The 16,464-nt window shown below is 43.8% G+C and carries 20 protein-coding genes; 14 read left to right on the top strand and 6 right to left on the bottom strand.

The genetic code is table 11. From position 1 onward, the window contains the following. The first annotated feature begins 685 nt into the window (after positions 1-685). From JOJ89_RS13435 to JOJ89_RS13425, 3 genes are all read left to right on the top strand, one after another. The gene (locus tag JOJ89_RS13435; protein WP_029280029.1) at positions 686-1,948 is read left to right on the top strand and encodes a Y-family DNA polymerase; all 1,263 of its coding nucleotides are present in this window, start codon (positions 686-688) and stop codon (positions 1,946-1,948) included. Between the two features lie 14 nt (positions 1,949-1,962). Beyond that, positions 1,963-2,295, top strand: coding sequence for a YolD-like family protein (locus JOJ89_RS13430; RefSeq protein ID WP_203287799.1), 333 nt, complete (start codon positions 1,963-1,965; stop codon positions 2,293-2,295). A gap of 127 nt (positions 2,296-2,422) precedes the next feature. Further along, entirely contained in the window at positions 2,423-2,689 is a 267-nt protein-coding gene (locus JOJ89_RS13425) for a hypothetical protein (protein ID WP_203287796.1), read from the top strand. A 152-nt stretch (positions 2,690-2,841) separates the two neighbouring features. Here the strand turns inward: JOJ89_RS13425 and JOJ89_RS13420 are convergent, their stop codons facing one another. Then, the gene (locus JOJ89_RS13420) at positions 2,842-3,315 is read right to left on the bottom strand and encodes a GNAT family N-acetyltransferase (protein WP_203287794.1); all 474 of its coding nucleotides are present in this window, start codon (positions 3,313-3,315) and stop codon (positions 2,842-2,844) included. A 330-nt stretch (positions 3,316-3,645) separates the two neighbouring features. Here JOJ89_RS13420 and JOJ89_RS13415 point away from each other — a divergent pair, with 330 nt between their 5' ends. Together JOJ89_RS13415 and JOJ89_RS13410 are read left to right on the top strand one after the other, a co-directional pair. Further along, complete coding sequence (locus JOJ89_RS13415) at positions 3,646-4,071, top strand: NUDIX hydrolase (RefSeq protein WP_242524609.1); 426 nt, start codon at positions 3,646-3,648, stop codon at positions 4,069-4,071. 55 nt (positions 4,072-4,126) lie between these two features. Next, positions 4,127-4,537 carry an HIT family protein gene (locus JOJ89_RS13410; protein ID WP_242524608.1) on the top strand — a complete coding sequence of 137 codons (411 nt, stop codon included), beginning with the start codon at positions 4,127-4,129 and terminating at the stop codon, positions 4,535-4,537. A gap of 193 nt (positions 4,538-4,730) precedes the next feature. Here JOJ89_RS13410 and JOJ89_RS13405 read toward each other — a convergent pair whose 3' ends face one another. After that, positions 4,731-4,928: a CDGSH iron-sulfur domain-containing protein gene (locus JOJ89_RS13405; RefSeq protein WP_203287790.1), complete on the bottom strand. Its 198-nt coding sequence runs from the start codon at positions 4,926-4,928 to the stop codon at positions 4,731-4,733. 128 nt (positions 4,929-5,056) lie between these two features. Here JOJ89_RS13405 and JOJ89_RS13400 point away from each other — a divergent pair, with 128 nt between their 5' ends. Both JOJ89_RS13400 and JOJ89_RS13395 read left to right on the top strand, forming a co-directional pair. After that, a complete protein-coding gene (locus tag JOJ89_RS13400) occupies positions 5,057-5,380 on the top strand; it encodes an iron-sulfur cluster biosynthesis family protein (RefSeq protein WP_203287788.1) in 324 nt (107 codons plus the stop codon). A 13-nt stretch (positions 5,381-5,393) separates the two neighbouring features. After that, positions 5,394-5,636 carry a DUF2552 family protein gene (locus tag JOJ89_RS13395; RefSeq protein WP_203287786.1) on the top strand — a complete coding sequence of 81 codons (243 nt, stop codon included), beginning with the start codon at positions 5,394-5,396 and terminating at the stop codon, positions 5,634-5,636. Positions 5,637-5,683: 47 nt separating this feature from the next. Here JOJ89_RS13395 and JOJ89_RS13390 read toward each other — a convergent pair whose 3' ends face one another. The 3 genes from JOJ89_RS13390 to JOJ89_RS13385 form a co-directional block, all read right to left on the bottom strand. Further along, entirely contained in the window at positions 5,684-6,604 is a 921-nt protein-coding gene (locus JOJ89_RS13390) for an alpha/beta hydrolase (protein WP_203287784.1), read from the bottom strand. 97 nt (positions 6,605-6,701) lie between these two features. After that, complete coding sequence (locus tag JOJ89_RS21290; RefSeq protein WP_277987828.1) at positions 6,702-6,830, bottom strand: hypothetical protein; 129 nt, start codon at positions 6,828-6,830, stop codon at positions 6,702-6,704. Between the two features lie 147 nt (positions 6,831-6,977). Next, on the bottom strand, positions 6,978-7,889 hold the full coding sequence (locus JOJ89_RS13385) for a hydroxymethylglutaryl-CoA lyase (protein ID WP_203287782.1): 912 nt from the start codon (positions 7,887-7,889) through the stop codon (positions 6,978-6,980). 919 nt (positions 7,890-8,808) lie between these two features. On the opposite strand from JOJ89_RS13385, the gene JOJ89_RS13380 reads away from it, so the two are divergent. From JOJ89_RS13380 to JOJ89_RS13365, 4 genes are all read left to right on the top strand, one after another. Then, positions 8,809-10,002, top strand: a complete 1,194-nt coding sequence (locus JOJ89_RS13380) for an acetyl-CoA C-acetyltransferase (RefSeq protein ID WP_029280043.1) — start codon at positions 8,809-8,811, stop codon at positions 10,000-10,002. Between the two features lie 3 nt (positions 10,003-10,005). Next, entirely contained in the window at positions 10,006-10,701 is a 696-nt protein-coding gene (locus tag JOJ89_RS13375; protein WP_035207274.1) for a CoA transferase subunit A, read from the top strand. A gap of 14 nt (positions 10,702-10,715) precedes the next feature. Further along, positions 10,716-11,384 (top strand): CoA transferase subunit B, encoded by a 669-nt coding sequence (locus JOJ89_RS13370; RefSeq protein ID WP_203287780.1) that lies wholly within the window; start codon positions 10,716-10,718, stop codon positions 11,382-11,384. Between the two features lie 66 nt (positions 11,385-11,450). Beyond that, on the top strand, positions 11,451-11,708 hold the full coding sequence (locus JOJ89_RS13365) for a DUF3886 domain-containing protein (RefSeq protein ID WP_203287779.1): 258 nt from the start codon (positions 11,451-11,453) through the stop codon (positions 11,706-11,708). 201 nt (positions 11,709-11,909) lie between these two features. Here JOJ89_RS13365 and JOJ89_RS13360 read toward each other — a convergent pair whose 3' ends face one another. Then, positions 11,910-12,560, bottom strand: a complete 651-nt coding sequence (locus JOJ89_RS13360; protein ID WP_203287778.1) for a GntR family transcriptional regulator — start codon at positions 12,558-12,560, stop codon at positions 11,910-11,912. A gap of 254 nt (positions 12,561-12,814) precedes the next feature. On the opposite strand from JOJ89_RS13360, the gene JOJ89_RS13355 reads away from it, so the two are divergent. From JOJ89_RS13355 to JOJ89_RS13345, 3 genes are all read left to right on the top strand, one after another. Further along, positions 12,815-13,996, top strand: coding sequence for an aminotransferase A (locus JOJ89_RS13355; protein ID WP_203287777.1), 1,182 nt, complete (start codon positions 12,815-12,817; stop codon positions 13,994-13,996). Between the two features lie 26 nt (positions 13,997-14,022). After that, positions 14,023-15,696: a M20/M25/M40 family metallo-hydrolase gene (locus JOJ89_RS13350; protein ID WP_203287776.1), complete on the top strand. Its 1,674-nt coding sequence runs from the start codon at positions 14,023-14,025 to the stop codon at positions 15,694-15,696. 102 nt (positions 15,697-15,798) lie between these two features. Next, positions 15,799-16,461 carry a DUF2848 family protein gene (locus JOJ89_RS13345; protein WP_203287775.1) on the top strand — a complete coding sequence of 221 codons (663 nt, stop codon included), beginning with the start codon at positions 15,799-15,801 and terminating at the stop codon, positions 16,459-16,461. Positions 16,462-16,464: the final 3 nt, after the last annotated feature.

Below are 16,464 nucleotides of genomic sequence, written 5' to 3'. Positions count from 1 at the left end.
AATTCTTTTCTGTCCTTCGGAGCTAACCGAGGTGATTCCGCTTTTCGTGTTGTCCAGCTCCATCGCCTAACTCCTCGGCCAGAACGGCTCCGCCGTAAAAAGCAAGCCCGGCTTTTTCCGTCGGATCCTTTTCTGTCCTTCGGAGCTAAACAAGGCGATTCCGCTTTTCGTATTGTCTAGCTCCGCCTCCTAGTCCTTCTGTCAGAACAGTCGGCTCCGCTTTTCGTGTTGTCTAGCTCCATCGCTCAACTCCTCTGTCAGAACGGAATCGCCGGTAAAGGCAAAAGGCGCCTTTTCCGTCGATTCCTTATCTGACTCCCGGAGCTAAACGAGCGATTCCGCATTTCGCGTTGTCCAGCTGCACCGGCCAACTCCTCAGTCGGAACAAAATCCCCCGAAAAGGCAAGTTCGGCCTTTCCGTGTGATTTCTTATCCGCCAATCGGAGCTAAACGGCCGATTCCGCATTTCGCATTGTCCAGCTCCGCCTCCTAGTCCTTCTGTCAGAACAAAATCCCCGAAAAAGTCAAAACCGGACTTTTCTGGTGATTTCTTATCTGACTGCCAGGCCTGAACAGTCGGCTCCGCTTTTCGTAGCAAAAACTACCATTGAAATCGAACGTATATTCGCTTACTATTAGCATATACTGAATGGGAACATATATTCTGTTGTGAGGAGTAAGAACGATGATTGAGGATTACAGCCAATTTCCAAAACGAAAGATTCTGTGCATTGATATGAAGAGCTTTTATGCCAGCTGTGCCGCGGTTCTGGAAGGTCTTGACCCGCTTACGTGCCATTTGGCGGTGGTTGGTGACACAGAAAGGCAGGGGAGTATTGTCCTGGCAGCTTCGCCCTGTCTGAAAAAAGATTTTGGCATCAAGACCGGATCCCGTCTGTTCGAAATTCCGAAAGATTCCCGCATTCGGATTGTGAACGCAAAAATGGCTTCTTTTGTCCGTATTTCGACTGAACTGACGCGCCTGTTTCACCGGTATGTCCCGAAGGATGCCATCCACACGTACAGTGTCGACGAAAGCTTCATCCAAGTTGACGGAGTGGAGGGGATTTGGGGAGATGCGTGGGAGGTTGCTGCAAAAATCAGAGATGATATGGACCGTGAATTTTCGCTGCCGTGTGCAATCGGCATCGGACCCAATATGCTGCTTTCAAAAATCTGCCTTGATCTTGAGGCGAAGAAAAAGGGCATTGCGGAATGGACGTACGACGATGTAAAAGAAAAGCTGTGGAAAGTGCAGCCGCTCCGGGAAATGTGGGGCATTGGCAGCAGAGTTGAAAAAACGCTGAACCGGATGGGGATTTTCACCGTAGGGCAGCTTGCCGCTCATCCGCTTGAAGTGCTTGAGAAAAAGTTCGGAATTATGGGCAACCAGCTTTATTACCATGCCTGGGGCGTTGATCTCTCTGAAATTGGTGCGCCGATTCTGCAGGGGCAGATCAGCTTCGGGAAGAGCCAGATTCTCATGCGGGATTATCCAGATCCGGAAGAAGTAAAACACGTGATTCTTGAAATGTGCGAAGAAGTTGCAAGAAGGGCGCGCACGCACAGGAAAGCAGGCAGAACGATCAGTCTCGGCATCGGCTACAGCCATGATGAGCTTGGAGGCGGATTTCACCGCTCACGGACGATGGAACGGCCGACCAACATCACAATGGAGCTCTACGAAACATGCCTCGCCTTATTTGAACAATTTTACGCACATAAAACTGTCCGGAAAATTTCGATTGCCCTCTCCAACATTGAAGATGATTCCGAAATGCAGCTCGATTTATTCCAGCCAAACCGCGAAAAAGAACAGATCCTTGGCTATGTCATGGACTCCATCCGCGGGAAATACGGACCCAATGCCCTGCTGCGGGCCGTTTCCTATACAAACGCAGGCACAGCAAGGCACCGCGCCAAGCTTGTCGGCGGACACAAAGCGTAAAAGGAGGGATACTCATGATTCGGGATCGGGGCAATATCAAGTGGACATCCATGATGCTGCCTGAGCACGTAAAAATCTTAAGAGAACTTGAAGTTGAACAGGGCTATAAAACGAAGCCCGCAGTAGACGAACAGCAGCTCGAGCATTTTAACGAAATCATTGGCCTCGCCATGGAGGAAAACCGCGAGCTTGCGTTCACCTACTACGAACATCACGATTTTCACGTGCTCGAAGGCCGCGTACACTACGTAGATCCGATCCGCGGATGCCTGCGGATCATCGGCGAAGACCACACGCGCGTCGATCTGCCAATCGAAAAAATAACGGATATAGGGGAGAAGGAGTGAGATGAAGGCGGGCAGGGGTGCCTGCCTTTGTTATATATATTGGCATACCTTTTGTAATGGTGTATCCCGCTGTATAATAAAGAAGGCGAGTAAGGCTGTCAGCAAAATAAGAGGAGAGGTGTTTACCTTGGATCAGTTAGCAGCAAAAGCTGAAGAAAAACTGCGCAGGTTAAGTGCCGACGAAGAAATAATAAGAATGTATCAGCTTAGAGAAAAATATATATCTGATCAAAAAACTCAAATGGATGGCGCAAAAATTGCCGGTAAAAATGAGAAAGCGATTGAGGTAGCACTGAGCCTGCTGAAAATTCGAGGAATGTCTGTGAGTGAAATTGCAGCTCATACAGGAGTGTCTTTGGAAAAGGTTAAAGAACTTGAAGAAGAGGTGCGGTAAAAAGGGAGCGGTTATATTGTAACGGGCTCTCTTTTGGAGTGCAAAAAGTAAAAAAATAGCTAATCCACATAGTAATTCGCAATACAAATGGCATATTAATTAGCACAAAACGCTCGGGATCCCGAGCGTTTTTAAAGTTGACTGTTTTCTTTTCACGATACTTTATTGTATGAAACAAGAGTCGTTCTTTCGTTCAAAGGTTTAGTTTCGCCTGTTTTTACATAACCCATTTTTTCGTATAAATAACAATTTCGTTCTTCCTCCAGAATCGTACGCAGTTCCCAAGTGGTTGCGTGAGGGTACATCTCTTCTACCAACTTAATGGTCTTTTGTGCAATCCCTTTTCCTTGATATGCAGGAAGGATAAACATAGGGCTTATGCTGAAACGTGTAGTTCCATCTTTCCAAAGAACTCTGATAGCACCAATTAGCTTATCATCGTACAAGATTTTATAGAATCCTCCATTTTGATGATTGATTCGACTTATTACCCTTTTGATGTCCTCGTTTGCTGGATTTGTGTCAAAGTCTTGATATTTTTCCAGTAGAGGCATAAATGCTTTTACTTGAATATTATATAATTCTTCTGCGTCAGATAAAGTGGCTTTCTTTAGTTCAATCTTCATTTTCATCACCTCTAAAATAAGTTATTTAATTATACATTATTTTACAGAGTCGCAAATCCTTTTTATCACATTTACTTCCTTTTTCGACAACCAATTAGCGTTTCTTTTAGTAACATAATTATCAAAGTGACAACAGGCATTTTGCTAAAACGGGTGTTAATTGGGGTGCTAATTAGAGTATGAACTCCCAATAATCATTGACATTACAACAAAAATAAGCCATTTAATTCATATGTATATTAAGTGGCTATTTGAACTAGTTTTGTACTCCATAAGAGAACCCGTTAGTCATATTAATTGCATCTTTTTTGTTGTTTGATTTGTGATAAAATGGAAAAAATGACCTGCGGAAGTGATGGTTTGAAAGATAGAGGTTCAGTCGTCCTGATCGTGAAAAGTAAGGTTTGTCTAATTAAAAGGACAAGAAAAGGTTCGGTGTACTATGTTTTTCCCGGCGGCGGGATAGAAAAGGGAGAGACTCCTGAAGAAGGTGCCAAAAGAGAAGCGCTGGAGGAGTTGGGAGTAGAAGTTAAGATTGGCAGTTGTCTGGCGGAAGTTGCATATAAAGGCACTCAATACTTTTTTAAAGCGGATATAATCGGAGGAACTTTCGGTACGGGACAAGGTGCAGAGTACACAGACAAAGACAGGGACAGAGGTACATATTTGCCAATCTGGCTGAACAAAGAAGAACTGTTAGCCTGTGATGTTAGACCAAAAGAAGTCGTTTCAAGAATAGAATCCTTATTAAGATGAAGAAGGCTATTGTGTCCCAGCGTCACATATTGAAATGACAGAAGGAGGGTTTGCGGTGTCTTGCATTTTTTGCGATATCATCGAAAAAAAAGCTCATGCCTTCATCCTATACGAAAACGAGACGGTGTGCTGCTTTCTGGATAAATTCCCAATAAACAAAGGCCACGTTTTGGTTGTTCCGAAAAAGCATTATCAGGAGTTTAGTGAAGTGGATGAGGAGAGTTTAAAACAAGTTATATTAACAGCTCAAAAAGTGGCACGATCTCTGGAAACTCTCCTCTACACTGATGGAATAACCATTATGCAAAATAACGGGGTTTTTAAAGATGTGGAACATTATCATATGCATATCATACCAAGGTTTAAAGATGACGGCTTTTCTTGGAACGAACCTGAGATTACGATAAATGAGGATGATTTTGCAGAAATGAAAGCAAGGTTACAAACATGTTTCGGTGAAAAGTAAAGCAAAAAGGAACTCCTAAAATTAGGAGTTCCTTACTAGGCTCCCGGAGCTAACCGGATGATTCAGCTTTTCCCATTGTCCAGCTCCATCGCCCAACTCCTCGGCCAGAACGGCTCCGCCAGAAAAAGCAAACCCGGCTTTTTCCGTCGTATCCTTTTCTGTCCTTCGGAGCTAACCGGGCGATTCCGCTTTTCTAATTTGCCCTAACCACCGACTGAAACACTCCCTTATGCGAACCGTCGCAAAACGGCATTTTTTTGGAGAGGCCGCAGCGGCAGAGGGAGAAGCTCTGTTTGGTCTGGAAGACGTTTCCTTCTGCGTCGATCAGTTCGACGTCTCCGGTAATGCGCAGGGAGCCGTTGTCATTTACTTTGATGACGGGTTTTGTCATGGTATCACTCCTTCTATACCTAGACGTATTCAGCTGGACCCCGGGGTATGACAGGCAAGCCGCGGTGCGCATCTGACTGAGTTGTGATAAAATGTCCCTAAGCAACCTGAAATGAGGAGACATGACGTATGGAAATTAAATGGACAGACCGTGCCATGAAAAAAATAGAAGGCAGTGTTCAGGCTCATTCCGATAAACAAGTGAAGCTCAAGTATGATACCGACGGCTGCGGATGCGTGGTCAGCGGGGTGACCGCACTCTGGCTTGTTGATGAAAAAGACGGAGATGATGTTCAGATTGAAACGAACGCATATCCGGTTCTGGTTGAAAAATCAAAGATGGTGTTTCTGGATGAAAAGATGACAATTGATTTTAACGAGACGGCAAACAGCTACATGCTGACATGTCCTTCGCAAATCTTGAATCCGCGCATGAGTCTGACTGTAAAGTGAGGTGGAGAGAAAGATGAAGGACCGCTTAACAACTCTTAAGAATATTGCATTAAATAAAACATGGGTTTCGTTTTTGAACAGCAACCATCCTTATACCCTGCTGCATTGGTCGATTGGCGGAGTATTTGAGGAAAAAAAGGATGTCTGGCTGCTTCAGGATGAAATGACATTTGAAGCACAGGAATTTGCAACAATTGATGAAGCGATTGCCTGGCTTGATGAACATATGAATGATATTACAGATGTGCTTGGATAAACGCGAGAAAGCCCTGATTTCAGCTGGAATCAGGGCTTTTTTACGTTTTATACAGTTGCTTCCTGTTCTTTCATCTCTTCGTAAAATTCATCAATAATCCGCTCATATTCCTCACGGTTTTCTGTGTAGGACATGGCGTGGGCGCCTTTTTCGGCAAAATACAGCTTTTTCATGCCGGATTTTTTCTCGAACAGCTGCTGGGTCATCGCTGCCGGTATGTAATCGTCGTCCTTGCTGTGGATAAACAGAACAGGATGTTGAATTCTGTCCATCACCGCAATCGGGGAAACGTCCTGGATGGTGTACCCGTCGCGCAGTTTCAGAAACCGCCTTGCAATCGGCATCACAAGGTAGCCGGGGAGCTTGAAGTCAGATTTTAGACGGTAAAGCAGCTGCTCCTGAAGATCTGAAAACGGACAGTCGGCAATATAGTAATCAGCTCCGTCTTCTACGAGTCCTGCATAAAGCAGAGTCGTGACAGCACCCATGGATTCACCGTGGATGCCGAGATGCAGGTCATCGCCGACACGGTCCTTCAGCCAATGCACGACAGACTGAAGGTCGTATTTTTCGTAGTGCCCGAAGCTTGTTGTTTTACCGCCGCTTTCTCCATGCCTTCTGTGGTCATAGATCAGCACGTTGATGCCCCTTTTTAAAAACAGCTTCATGTACTTGACCGAGTTGATCCGGTTCATGGTGACCCCGTGGCAGATAATGACGTAGGAGGAGGTGCTGTGGGGGGCAATCAGATGGCCCTTGATGTCATAACCGAACTGGGACGGGATGGATACTTCAATTTTGTTGTAGGCTTCATATTCGCTTTCATCGTAATGGCCGTCTTTTGTTTCGCGGTCGATAATTTCTTTGTCTGATTTCTTTCGCATGTACATCATCTGGTTGGTGAAAAAAAATCCTACTACGAAGATGTAGGAGAGGATGATGCCAGCTCCGATCAGCCACTTTTTCATCTGCATTCTTCCTTCCGCTGTATAATACATCCATTTTATCACGAAGAAGGAAAAGGAGAAAAACAAAAGCAGCAAGCACATGGGGCTTGCTGCCGCGTTATTGTTCCGAGTTTTGGCGTTTTGTCGGGTGTACAGCCTTTTCCATTTCTTCAAATGCCATAGTCTGCTTTGGGGTATCTGCATTCGGCTTGCCTTTTTGGCTTTTTGATGCCTTTTCGTTTGTCATGATATCCGCTCCTTTCTGTCATCTAAGATGTGAAGAAAGAGGGAGAAATATACATGGAAATGAACCAATTCTAGGGCCTTTCATTTTAAAGGATGGATAATGAACACTTCATTCAATTCTGCCAAGGGCAGTAGTGCCGCTGCAGCTTTAATCAGTAAGAAGCGTTTTTGACCGTTTGCTGAGCTGATATTGTTTGCTTTGAACAGCGCCGGAAAGATGTGGCTCAATGATTTCCACTGCTTTCAGAAGCTGGTTCATGTTAATGCCTGTTTCAATGTTAAGAGCCTGCAGCATATGCAGCACGTCCTCTGTTGCAGCATTTCCTGTAGCACCGGGTGCGAAAGGACATCCGCCGAGTCCGCCTGCAGACGTGTCAAACCTGTCGATGCCTGCCTGCAGCGCTGCGTAAATGTTGGCGAGCGCCATGCCTCTTGTATCATGGAAATGGGCCGTGATCAGCACGTCCGGCAGTGCTTTTTTCAGGCGTGAAAAAAGCTCATGCACTTCAAGCGGATTCGCCATGCCGATGGTGTCGGCAACACTTAAGTCATCAACACCCGCATCTGCAAACTGCCTGCAAAGCTCAACAACGGCATCCGCTTCTATTTTTCCTTCATACGGGCAGTAAAAAGAAGTCGAAATACACGCCCTCACAAAAAAATCTTCTTCCTTGAGCGAGCGGATCAGCGGCAGGAGCTTTTGCATGCTTTCTTCTGTTGTCGCGTTGATATTCTTTTGATTGAAGGTGCTGCTGACTCCCACAAAAAAAGCCACCTCTTTGCAATTTGCCTCTTTTGCACGCGCAATCCCTTTTTCATTAGGAGTCAGAACCAGGTTTCTGTTCTCATCGGAACAATAGGTGATGATGTCTCCTGCATCTTTCAGCTGGGGAACCCACTTTGGCGAGACAAAAGAGGTCAATTCCATTTCTTTGAACCCTGCTTTTTTAAGCTCCTTGATAAACTGAATTTTAACGTCTGTCGGAATTTCATTTTTTTCATTTTGCAGCCCGTCACGGGGACCGACCTCAATCAGCGTTGCATGTTTTGGAAGATTCACAGGAAGCACCAGCCTTTCGGATTTTTGAGTACCTTATATTTCGGGATTTCAGGATTTGAGGGTACGATTGGGGATTTTGCGTACCCTCAATTTCAGATTTTTAGGTTTTGAGGGTACGAAACGGCAATTTGCGTACCCTCAAATTTTGATTTTTGGGTATTGAGGGTACGAATCGGGATTTTGCGTACCCACAAATTTTGATTTTTAGGTTTTGAGGGTACTTATCGGCAATTTGTGTACCCTCAATTTCAGGTTTTCAGGTTTTGAGGGTACGATTCCACTTTTCACATTGTCCAGCTCCGCCTCCTAGTCCTTCTGTCAGAACAAAATCACCGAAAAAGTCAAAACCGGACTTTTCCGGTGATTTCTTATCTGACTGCCAGGCCTGAACAGTCGGCTCCGCTTTTCGTATTGTCCAGCTCCATCGCCTAACTCCTCGGCCAGAACGGCTCCGCCGCAAAAAGCAAGCCCGGCTTTTTCCGGCGGATCCTTTTCTGTCCTTCGGAGCTGACCAAGGCGATTACGCTTTTCGGGTTGTCCAGCTCCATCGCCCAGCTCCTCCGCCAGAACAAAATCCCCCAAAAAGTCAAACCCGGACTTTTCGGGTGATTTCTTTTCTGTCTGTCGGAGCTAAACGGGCGATTCCGCTTTTCGTATTGTCCAGCTCCGCCTCCTAGTCCTTCTGTCAGAACAAAATCCCCGAAAAAGTCAAAACCGGACTTTTCCGGTGATTTCTTATCTGACTGCCAGGCCTGAACAGTCGGCTCCGCTTTTCTGATGTAAGGGTTTACATATCCCCATATTAATAGTTTACTAAGAGTGTATGCAACTGAAAGCTGAATTTTGAAAAGATTGCAGGAATTTATCAGGATTTAGCGAAACCAATGGTTAAAGCCATGACAAAGGGGATGAGTGTAGTATGAGCAGCAATGAAGTAGTCATCGTGAGTGCTGTCCGCACGGCAATCGGGAGTTTCGGAGGAGCGCTGAAGGGTGTGTCCGCGCCGGAGCTTGGGGCGATTGTGATCAAGGATGCTCTTGAGAAAGCGGGTTTAAAGGGCGAGCAGGTGGATGAAGTCATTATGGGGAATGTGCTGCAGGCGGGACTTGGGCAAAATCCGGCGCGCCAGGCGGCTATGAAAGCGGGTCTTCCTGAGAATGTGCCGTCCATGACGATCAACAAAGTGTGCGGATCCGGTTTGAAAACGGTCCATCTTGCGGCACAGGCGATTTTATCAGGGGATGCAGAGATTGTGGTTGCAGGCGGTATGGAAAATATGAGCCAGGCGCCTTACATATTGAAAAATGCTCGGGACGGATTTAAGATGGGCGATCAGAAGCTGATTGATACGATGGTTTCTGACGGTCTGACGTGTGCGTTCAATAACTATCATATGGGTGTGACAGCAGAGAACTTGTGCGATAAATACGAGATTACGAGAGAAGAGCAGGATGAGTTTGCAGCGTGGAGCCAGCAAAAAGCGGTGAAGGCGATTGAGTCCGGTACGTTCAAATCGGAGATTACGCCTGTCGTCATTCCTCAGCGAAAAGGGGATGCTGTTACGTTTGACACGGATGAGTTCCCGCGCGCAGGCACAACGGCAGAGAAGCTCGGCGGTCTTCGTGCTGCATTTAAGAAGGAAGGTTCTGTAACGGCGGGAAATGCGTCCGGCATTAATGACGGTGCTGCAGCTGTCGTTGTTATGAGCAGAAAAAAAGCAGAAGAGCTGGGCATTCAGCCGCTTGTTAAAATTACTGCAAATGGGAATGCCGGTGTAGATCCAAGCATTATGGGGATTGGACCTGTTGCAGCCGTTCAAAAAGCGTTCCAAAAAAGCGGGCTGACAATGAATGACATGGACCTTGTGGAAGCGAACGAAGCGTTTGCGGCACAGTCGATTGCCGTTGACCGCGAACTTCATTTTGACAAAGAAAAACTCAATGTAAACGGCGGCGCCATTGCCCTTGGACATCCAATCGGTGCAAGCGGCACGCGCATTCTTGTGACGCTGATTCACGAAATGAAGCGCAGAAACGCTAAGCGCGGCCTTGCCACTCTTTGCATCGGCGGCGGCCAGGGTGTTGCGACAATCGTTGAAAATCTGGAGGGATAAATGATGAAGAAGATCTATACATCTTTTACAGAAGCAGTAAGCGAGATCAAAGATGGTTCCACTCTGATGGTCGGCGGTTTCGGGCTGTGCGGCATTCCTGAAAACCTCATCCTTGCCCTTGTTGAAACAGGCGTGAAGGATCTGACGATTATTTCAAACAACTGCGGTGTAGACGACTGGGGCCTCGGGCTTCTTTTGAAAAATAAGCAAATCAAAAAGATGATCAGCTCTTATGTCGGCGAAAACAAAGAATTTGAACGCCAGGTGCTCTCAGGCGAGATTGAAGTCGAGCTAGTTCCTCAAGGGACGCTTGCTGAAAAAATCCGCGCAGGCGGAGCCGGCATTCCTGCGTTTTATACGCCTGCAGGAGTGGGAACGCCAATTGCTGAAGGAAAAGAAACGCGGAACTTCAACGGGAAAGAATACTTGCTTGAAGAAGCGCTGACGGCAGACTTCAGCCTTGTACGCGCGAGCAAAGCGGATAAAATGGGCAACCTGCTCTACAACAAGACGGCGCAGAATTTTAACCCGATGATTGCAGCGGCGGGAAAAGTCACGATTGCAGAAGTGGAAGAGATGGTTGAAACAGGGAGCATTCAGCCGGACGGAATTCATACTCCGGGCATTTACGTCCAGGCACTCATTCTCGGAGAGCAGCAGAAGCGCATTGAGCGTCTGACTGTACAAAAGACAGGATGACAGGAGGCAGAGCCATGATACAAAACAAAGCAGAAGTCCGCGAGAAAATTGCCAAACGGGCTGAACAGGAAATTGAAAACGGTTTCTATGTGAATCTCGGAATTGGCATGCCGACACTGGTCGCCAATTATATCAGTGAAAACAAAGAAGTTGTGCTGCAGTCAGAAAATGGACTTCTCGGGATTGGGCCTTATCCTAAAGAGGGGGATGTCGATCCTGATTTAATCAATGCGGGGAAGGAAACCGTCACAGCGATTCCCGGATCCGCTTATTTCGACAGTTCCGAATCATTCGCGATGATCCGGGGAGGGCACGTAAATGTGGCTATTCTAGGCGGCATGGAAGTGTCAGAAAGCGGCGATCTTGCAAACTGGATGATCCCGGGAAAAATGATCAAAGGAATGGGCGGGGCGATGGATCTCGTTCATGGAGCACAGAGGATCATTGTCATTATGGAGCATGTAAATAAAAGCGGCGAACCGAAGATTCTGAACACGTGCACCCTGCCGCTGACAGGCAAGGGTGTTGTGAACCGGATTATAACGGATCAGGCTGTCATTGATGTCACTGAACTCGGCCTCAAACTTAGGGAAGTCGCAAAAGGCTATACAGTGGAAGATATCAAGCGCTCAACTGAGCCTGAGCTGATTGTCGGCGACGATGTCATCCTGGACGCCTATTAATCAATCATATCCCTTTCTAACATCGCCTTTTCTTGTATATAATGTATGTATATAGGAGTGATCATCATGGCGAAAAAACAGAAGAAACACCAAAAAGCACAGCCGAAAAAAACAGACGATGCGTCCCTGAACCTGAAGGACCGCCTCGATTCCGGCCTGTTTGAACAGCTCTCCGGAATGAAAAAAGGACTGCTTGAAGAACAGGAGCAAAAGCAGGAGCAGGAACGCCTGCAGAAGCTGAAGGAAAAGAAAGAAAGAGAGAAAAATAAAAGTTTTGAAGAACTGCTTAATGACAGTTCTTTGAAGTGGTCGGATTATAAATGAGAAAGAGCCTCCGCTGAAGTTTGAATTGTAGGGGTAGAACTTAAAATACGATAGTAGCAGGTTAATTCGCATGCGAACTTAGCCTGCTATTTTTGTTTGAAGTAATGTTTATGTTTATTTTTTTATGCACTTAGTCCGACTCATCATACCTAGAGCAGAGAACATGATGTCTATATTTAAACTGCCATCTGCGTTTGGTGGTTAGGAATCTAAAAGGGTTCTTCTTCCATCTTGTAGATGGTTTTCCATTCTCTCCACCACTTCTTCTGTGTTACCTTCCTCAAGCTCCTCCAAAATGGATATGTGCTCCTCATATGTTTGCCATAAACGATCTATATTTTTCTTCAATACTTCATTTCCGAAAAATTTAAGTTTATCTCTAATACTTTTATACATCTCCAACATCTGATCATTTTCAATAAATTCCATTATTTTAAGATGGAAGATTAGATCATACTTAAGAGAAAGGTCAAATTCTTCGTTTTTTACGTGTTCAAACTGGGTTTTTAAGATGCCATGCAACACTTCAAGTTGGTTTTGCTCAATCGTTTTAGATAGCTTACGCAGTGCAAATGTTTCGAGGGCAATCCGTATCTCATATACTTCGTTTATTTGTTTTACAGATATATCGCTGATATAGATGCCCTGTTTCGGATGAATACGCAAGATTCCATCATGCTCCAAACGTTGGAGAGCAGAGCGAACAGGAGTGCGGCTCATCTCTAACTGTTCGCTTAGAAAAGCCTCAGATATAAAATCCCCAGGTGCTAAATCTCCATTAACAATGAGTTCTTTAATTTTTTCATATGCCTGATCTTTTAGAAATGATTTTTTAGGTTTATTTATAGTCATTTTATCTATCCTTTTATATTTAGTAATCTTACAGAACAGTATATACGAAATTATCAAAACAATAAATTAATCATGTATGTTAACGTGCTTTTATTTATAAAAATTCAGAATATATTGACTAATCGTTCGTTTTTGTTGTATACATATAGTATGCAAGATGAATACAAGTGAAACAAGGGAGTATGTGTTGAAAAATATTTCATTGATGATCCGCTTGAAATTCTAAATATAATCGTATAAAGGGGGATGAGTATATGAAAGCTCTGATTAATAAAACCGTGACTGAAATTCAAGTTCCTGGAATAAGAAAGTTTTCCAATCTGGTCTTAAATTATCCTGATGCTATTAATCTCACACTTGGCCAACCCGATTTTCCGACACCTCACCATATTAAAGAAGCAGCAATTTCTGCTATAAATAACAATCAGACCTCTTATACGCACAATGCAGGATTGCATAGCCTCAGGGAAGCTGCTGCGGAGTATGTTTCAAAAAAATATGGTCTTACATATGACGCTGACAATGAAATTATTGTGACTAACGGAGCGACTGAAGCGATCGACATAGCGTTCCGAAGTATTTTACAAGAGGGAAGTGAGGTGATTTTGCCTGCTCCTATCTATCCTGGATACGAGCCGCTTATATTGTTATGCGGAGGAATTCCCGTATATGTTGACACAACACAAAATGACTTCCAGTTAACCGCAGACATGATCGAGGATAAACTCTCATACAAAACGCGTTGCATCGTTCTTTGCTCACCATCAAATCCTACAGGAAGTATGTTAAGCAAAGAAGAGATCCTGAAAATCTCTAAACTAATAAAAGAGAAAAACATTTTTGTTATTTCAGATGAGATTTATAGTGAACTGACATATGAAAATCAGCATTATTCAATAGCTGCTGTTCCTGAAATGCGTGATAAAACGATAGTTGTAAACGGTCTGGCAAAATCACATTCTATGACTGGATGGAGAATTGGTTTTACCTTTGCTCCGGCATATTTATCCAGTGAGATGCTGAAAGTTCACCTTTACAATTCGGTTTGTGCTGGTACAGTGAGCCAGTATGCGGCCATTGAAGCTTTGACAAAAGGAATGCATGACCCTGTTAGTATGGTAATGGAGTACAGGAGCAGAAGAGATTACGTTTGTGAGAGGCTTACGAAAATGGGATTGGATGTGGTTAAGCCTGAAGGAGCCTTTTATGTTTTTCCTTCCATCAAACATACGAGGATGTCTTCCTTTGACTTTGCACTTAGACTGCTTCGAGAGACAAGTGTAGCAGTTGTTCCGGGGGATTCTTTCTCAATATGGGGAGAAGGGTACATAAGAATTTCTTTTGCAGCTTCAATTGAAATGCTGGAAGAAGGGTTGAACAGAATGGAACAGTTCATCTATTTATTAGCTAAAAAGCCGATTATACTCGAGCAATAAAAGAAAAATTCGCGGAGGGTCAAGCTATGTATAGAGAGATTTATAACTTGGGAGAAGCAGAAAAGATTGAAGAGTTAACCAGGCGTCTGGTTAGTATCAACAGTATTAACGGGACTGTTGGTGAAGTGGAAGTTGCAGACTTTATAAAAGAAACCCTTTTAAGTTTTCCTTATTTCTTACAACACCCTTTTCAAGTATGGGAGCAGCAAATTCCAAACGACCCTTTGGGCCGAAAAAACATATTTGCATTTGTACGAGGAAAGGATGAGTCGAAAGAGACAATTATCTATCATTCACACTTAGATACAGTAGGGATAGAGGATTATTGCAGCATGAAAGAAAATGCTTTTCATCCAGATGCATTAGTAGAGTTTTTCAAAACCTTTGAGTATGACAAAGAGGTTCAGAGAGACGCACAATCGGGGGATTGGCTTTTTGGAAGAGGGGCTCTTGATATGCAGAGCGGAATTGCAGTGCACCTGGCTAATGTACTCCATTTTTCAGAAAATCCTGATGAACTGACCGGCAATATTCTTTTTATGGTAAATCCTGATGAGGAAAGTCAGCACAAAGGCATCATAACCGCCATCTCGGAGTTAAATCGATTAAAAGAGGAGCATGGATTGTCATTTAAAGCTGCTATCAATGACGATTTTATTACCCCTCTGTATGATAATGACCCGCACCGATACATATACACTGGTTCAGCTGGAAAACTATTGCCGTGTTTCTATATTTATGGACGGGAGGCACATGTTGGTGACACATTGACTGGAATTGATCCGAACTTTATTGCAAGTGAGATTACTACACGGGTTCATAATAACCTGGAACTTGCCGAAAATATTGAAGGCGAACTGGTTCTCCCTCCAACTTGCCTGTATCAGCGGGATACAAAGGAAATTTACAATGTTCAAACTGCCGCAAGCAGTCACCTCTATTTTAACTACTTTATCTATAAAGCTACTACAAAAGAAATCATGGACAAACTGCTGAATGTGGCAACAGAAGCTTGCATAAAAACAGAGCAAGTTTTATTTAAACATTACCTAGACTTCCTTAAAAGAACAGGCTTGCCGCAAAGAACGTTGTCTTGGAATATTGAAGTCACTAGCTTGGGTGATTTCATTGATGAATTAGAAAGTCTGGGAGTGAATACAGCAGAAGTATCAAAAAATGTCACTGTTGAAAACGGGCAATTGGATCCAAGAATGCTCTGCTTTAAAATCGTTGAAGCTCTGCAAAAGCTCGATCCAAATAAAAAGCCGCGGGTGATTATCTTCTTTGCTCCGCCATACCTTCCGCACAATTACTTGAACCCAGAAAATGAAGGGGACGCTAAACTAGAAGAGATGCTAAGAGAAGTACTGGATGATTTTGCAGTAGAGACGAATGAAAAATTTGCACTAAAGAAATTTTTCCCATATCTTTCTGATGGCAGCTTTTTATCACTGCATGAAACGGATGAAGAAATTCTGTCGCTAGTAAAAAACTTTCCGGAGTGGGACTCTGTTTATCCATTGCCTGTTAAGGAAATTCGCAGCCTAAATATACCTTCTATTAATATAGGTGTATACGGAAAAGATGGCCATAAGTGGACAGAACGAATCTATAAACCGTACACATTCGGTATTTTGCCAAAACTTATTAGGAAAGTAACTCATAATCTGTTGAAAAAAAGTGAAGAGATTTTAGTCTGAATAAATAATTTGGAGACAGGTTGAGAGAATATTGTTACATTTAATTATCGGAATTATCAGTCATTGTAAAAATACCTATTACTTAACTGCTGGGAGGAAAAGATGGAGCTTAGATGTGAAGGGGAAACAATTCACTTTCAGCCCGAACATTTAGTTGTTATGGGGTTTACTTCTAGAGACACAAGGGTGCTGAAGAAACTATTTAATGCTATGGAGAAAATAGGGGGTCAAATTCCTGAGACAACACCAGTGGTTTTCCCACTGTCAGCGGACCTTTTGACAACTAAAGAAGAAATTTCTGTTGTAGGAAGTGATACCAATGGAGAAGTGGAATATTTAATTATTCTTTCAAAAGGCGAGATATATATAGGGGTTGGAAGCGATCATGCTGACAAACAGATAGAATCTCAAAATATTCATAAGTCTAAACAGTTGTGCGCCAAGCATATGTCTGAGGAGGTGTGGAAATGGAGTGCAGTCAAAGATCATTGGGATGAAATTGTATTAGAATCACGTTACATCGTTAATGGCAAAGAAGAACTTTATCAAAGAAACATCGCAGAAGTCATGCTTCGGCCGGAAGACATTATTCAATCTGTGGAGAGCGATTACGACCATTCACTATTGAATTTGGAATGCGTGATATTTTCAGGCAGCGTTCCAACCATTGACGGATTTAAGTATGGAGAGCATTTCAAATATTCTTTGCATGATCCGGTGAATAAAGAAAAAATCAGTTCAGAGTACTCAGTTAAAATCCTATAAAGA

It is taken from the genome of Metabacillus sp. cB07 (assembly GCF_016839225.1).
Lineage (GTDB): Bacteria > Bacillota > Bacilli > Bacillales > Bacillaceae > Bacillus_P > Bacillus_P indicus.
The sequence above is the reverse complement of the archived record's forward strand: the minus strand, read 5'-3'. Positions and strand labels throughout refer to the sequence as shown.

Excerpts from the sequence above, each read along its gene's own strand:
- JOJ89_RS13435 (WP_029280029.1), top strand. The coding sequence starts at position 686 with ATGATTGAGGATTACAGCCAATTTCCAAAACGAAAGATTCTGTGCATT.
- JOJ89_RS13430 (WP_203287799.1), top strand. The coding sequence starts at position 1,963 with ATGATTCGGGATCGGGGCAATATCAAGTGGACATCCATGATGCTGCCT.
- JOJ89_RS13420 (WP_203287794.1), bottom strand. The coding sequence starts at position 3,315 with ATGAAGATTGAACTAAAGAAAGCCACTTTATCTGACGCAGAAGAATTA.
- JOJ89_RS13415 (WP_242524609.1), top strand. The coding sequence starts at position 3,646 with ATGGAAAAAATGACCTGCGGAAGTGATGGTTTGAAAGATAGAGGTTCA.
- JOJ89_RS13405 (WP_203287790.1), bottom strand. The coding sequence starts at position 4,928 with ATGACAAAACCCGTCATCAAAGTAAATGACAACGGCTCCCTGCGCATT.
- JOJ89_RS13400 (WP_203287788.1), top strand. The coding sequence starts at position 5,057 with ATGGAAATTAAATGGACAGACCGTGCCATGAAAAAAATAGAAGGCAGT.
- JOJ89_RS13395 (WP_203287786.1), top strand. The coding sequence starts at position 5,394 with ATGAAGGACCGCTTAACAACTCTTAAGAATATTGCATTAAATAAAACA.
- JOJ89_RS13390 (WP_203287784.1), bottom strand. The coding sequence starts at position 6,604 with ATGAAAAAGTGGCTGATCGGAGCTGGCATCATCCTCTCCTACATCTTC.
- JOJ89_RS21290 (WP_277987828.1), bottom strand. The coding sequence starts at position 6,830 with ATGACAAACGAAAAGGCATCAAAAAGCCAAAAAGGCAAGCCGAATGCA.
- JOJ89_RS13380 (WP_029280043.1), top strand. The coding sequence starts at position 8,809 with ATGAGCAGCAATGAAGTAGTCATCGTGAGTGCTGTCCGCACGGCAATC.
- JOJ89_RS13375 (WP_035207274.1), top strand. The coding sequence starts at position 10,006 with ATGAAGAAGATCTATACATCTTTTACAGAAGCAGTAAGCGAGATCAAA.
- JOJ89_RS13370 (WP_203287780.1), top strand. The coding sequence starts at position 10,716 with ATGATACAAAACAAAGCAGAAGTCCGCGAGAAAATTGCCAAACGGGCT.
- JOJ89_RS13365 (WP_203287779.1), top strand. The coding sequence starts at position 11,451 with ATGGCGAAAAAACAGAAGAAACACCAAAAAGCACAGCCGAAAAAAACA.
- JOJ89_RS13360 (WP_203287778.1), bottom strand. The coding sequence starts at position 12,560 with ATGACTATAAATAAACCTAAAAAATCATTTCTAAAAGATCAGGCATAT.
- JOJ89_RS13355 (WP_203287777.1), top strand. The coding sequence starts at position 12,815 with ATGAAAGCTCTGATTAATAAAACCGTGACTGAAATTCAAGTTCCTGGA.
- JOJ89_RS13350 (WP_203287776.1), top strand. The coding sequence starts at position 14,023 with ATGTATAGAGAGATTTATAACTTGGGAGAAGCAGAAAAGATTGAAGAG.
- JOJ89_RS13345 (WP_203287775.1), top strand. The coding sequence starts at position 15,799 with ATGGAGCTTAGATGTGAAGGGGAAACAATTCACTTTCAGCCCGAACAT.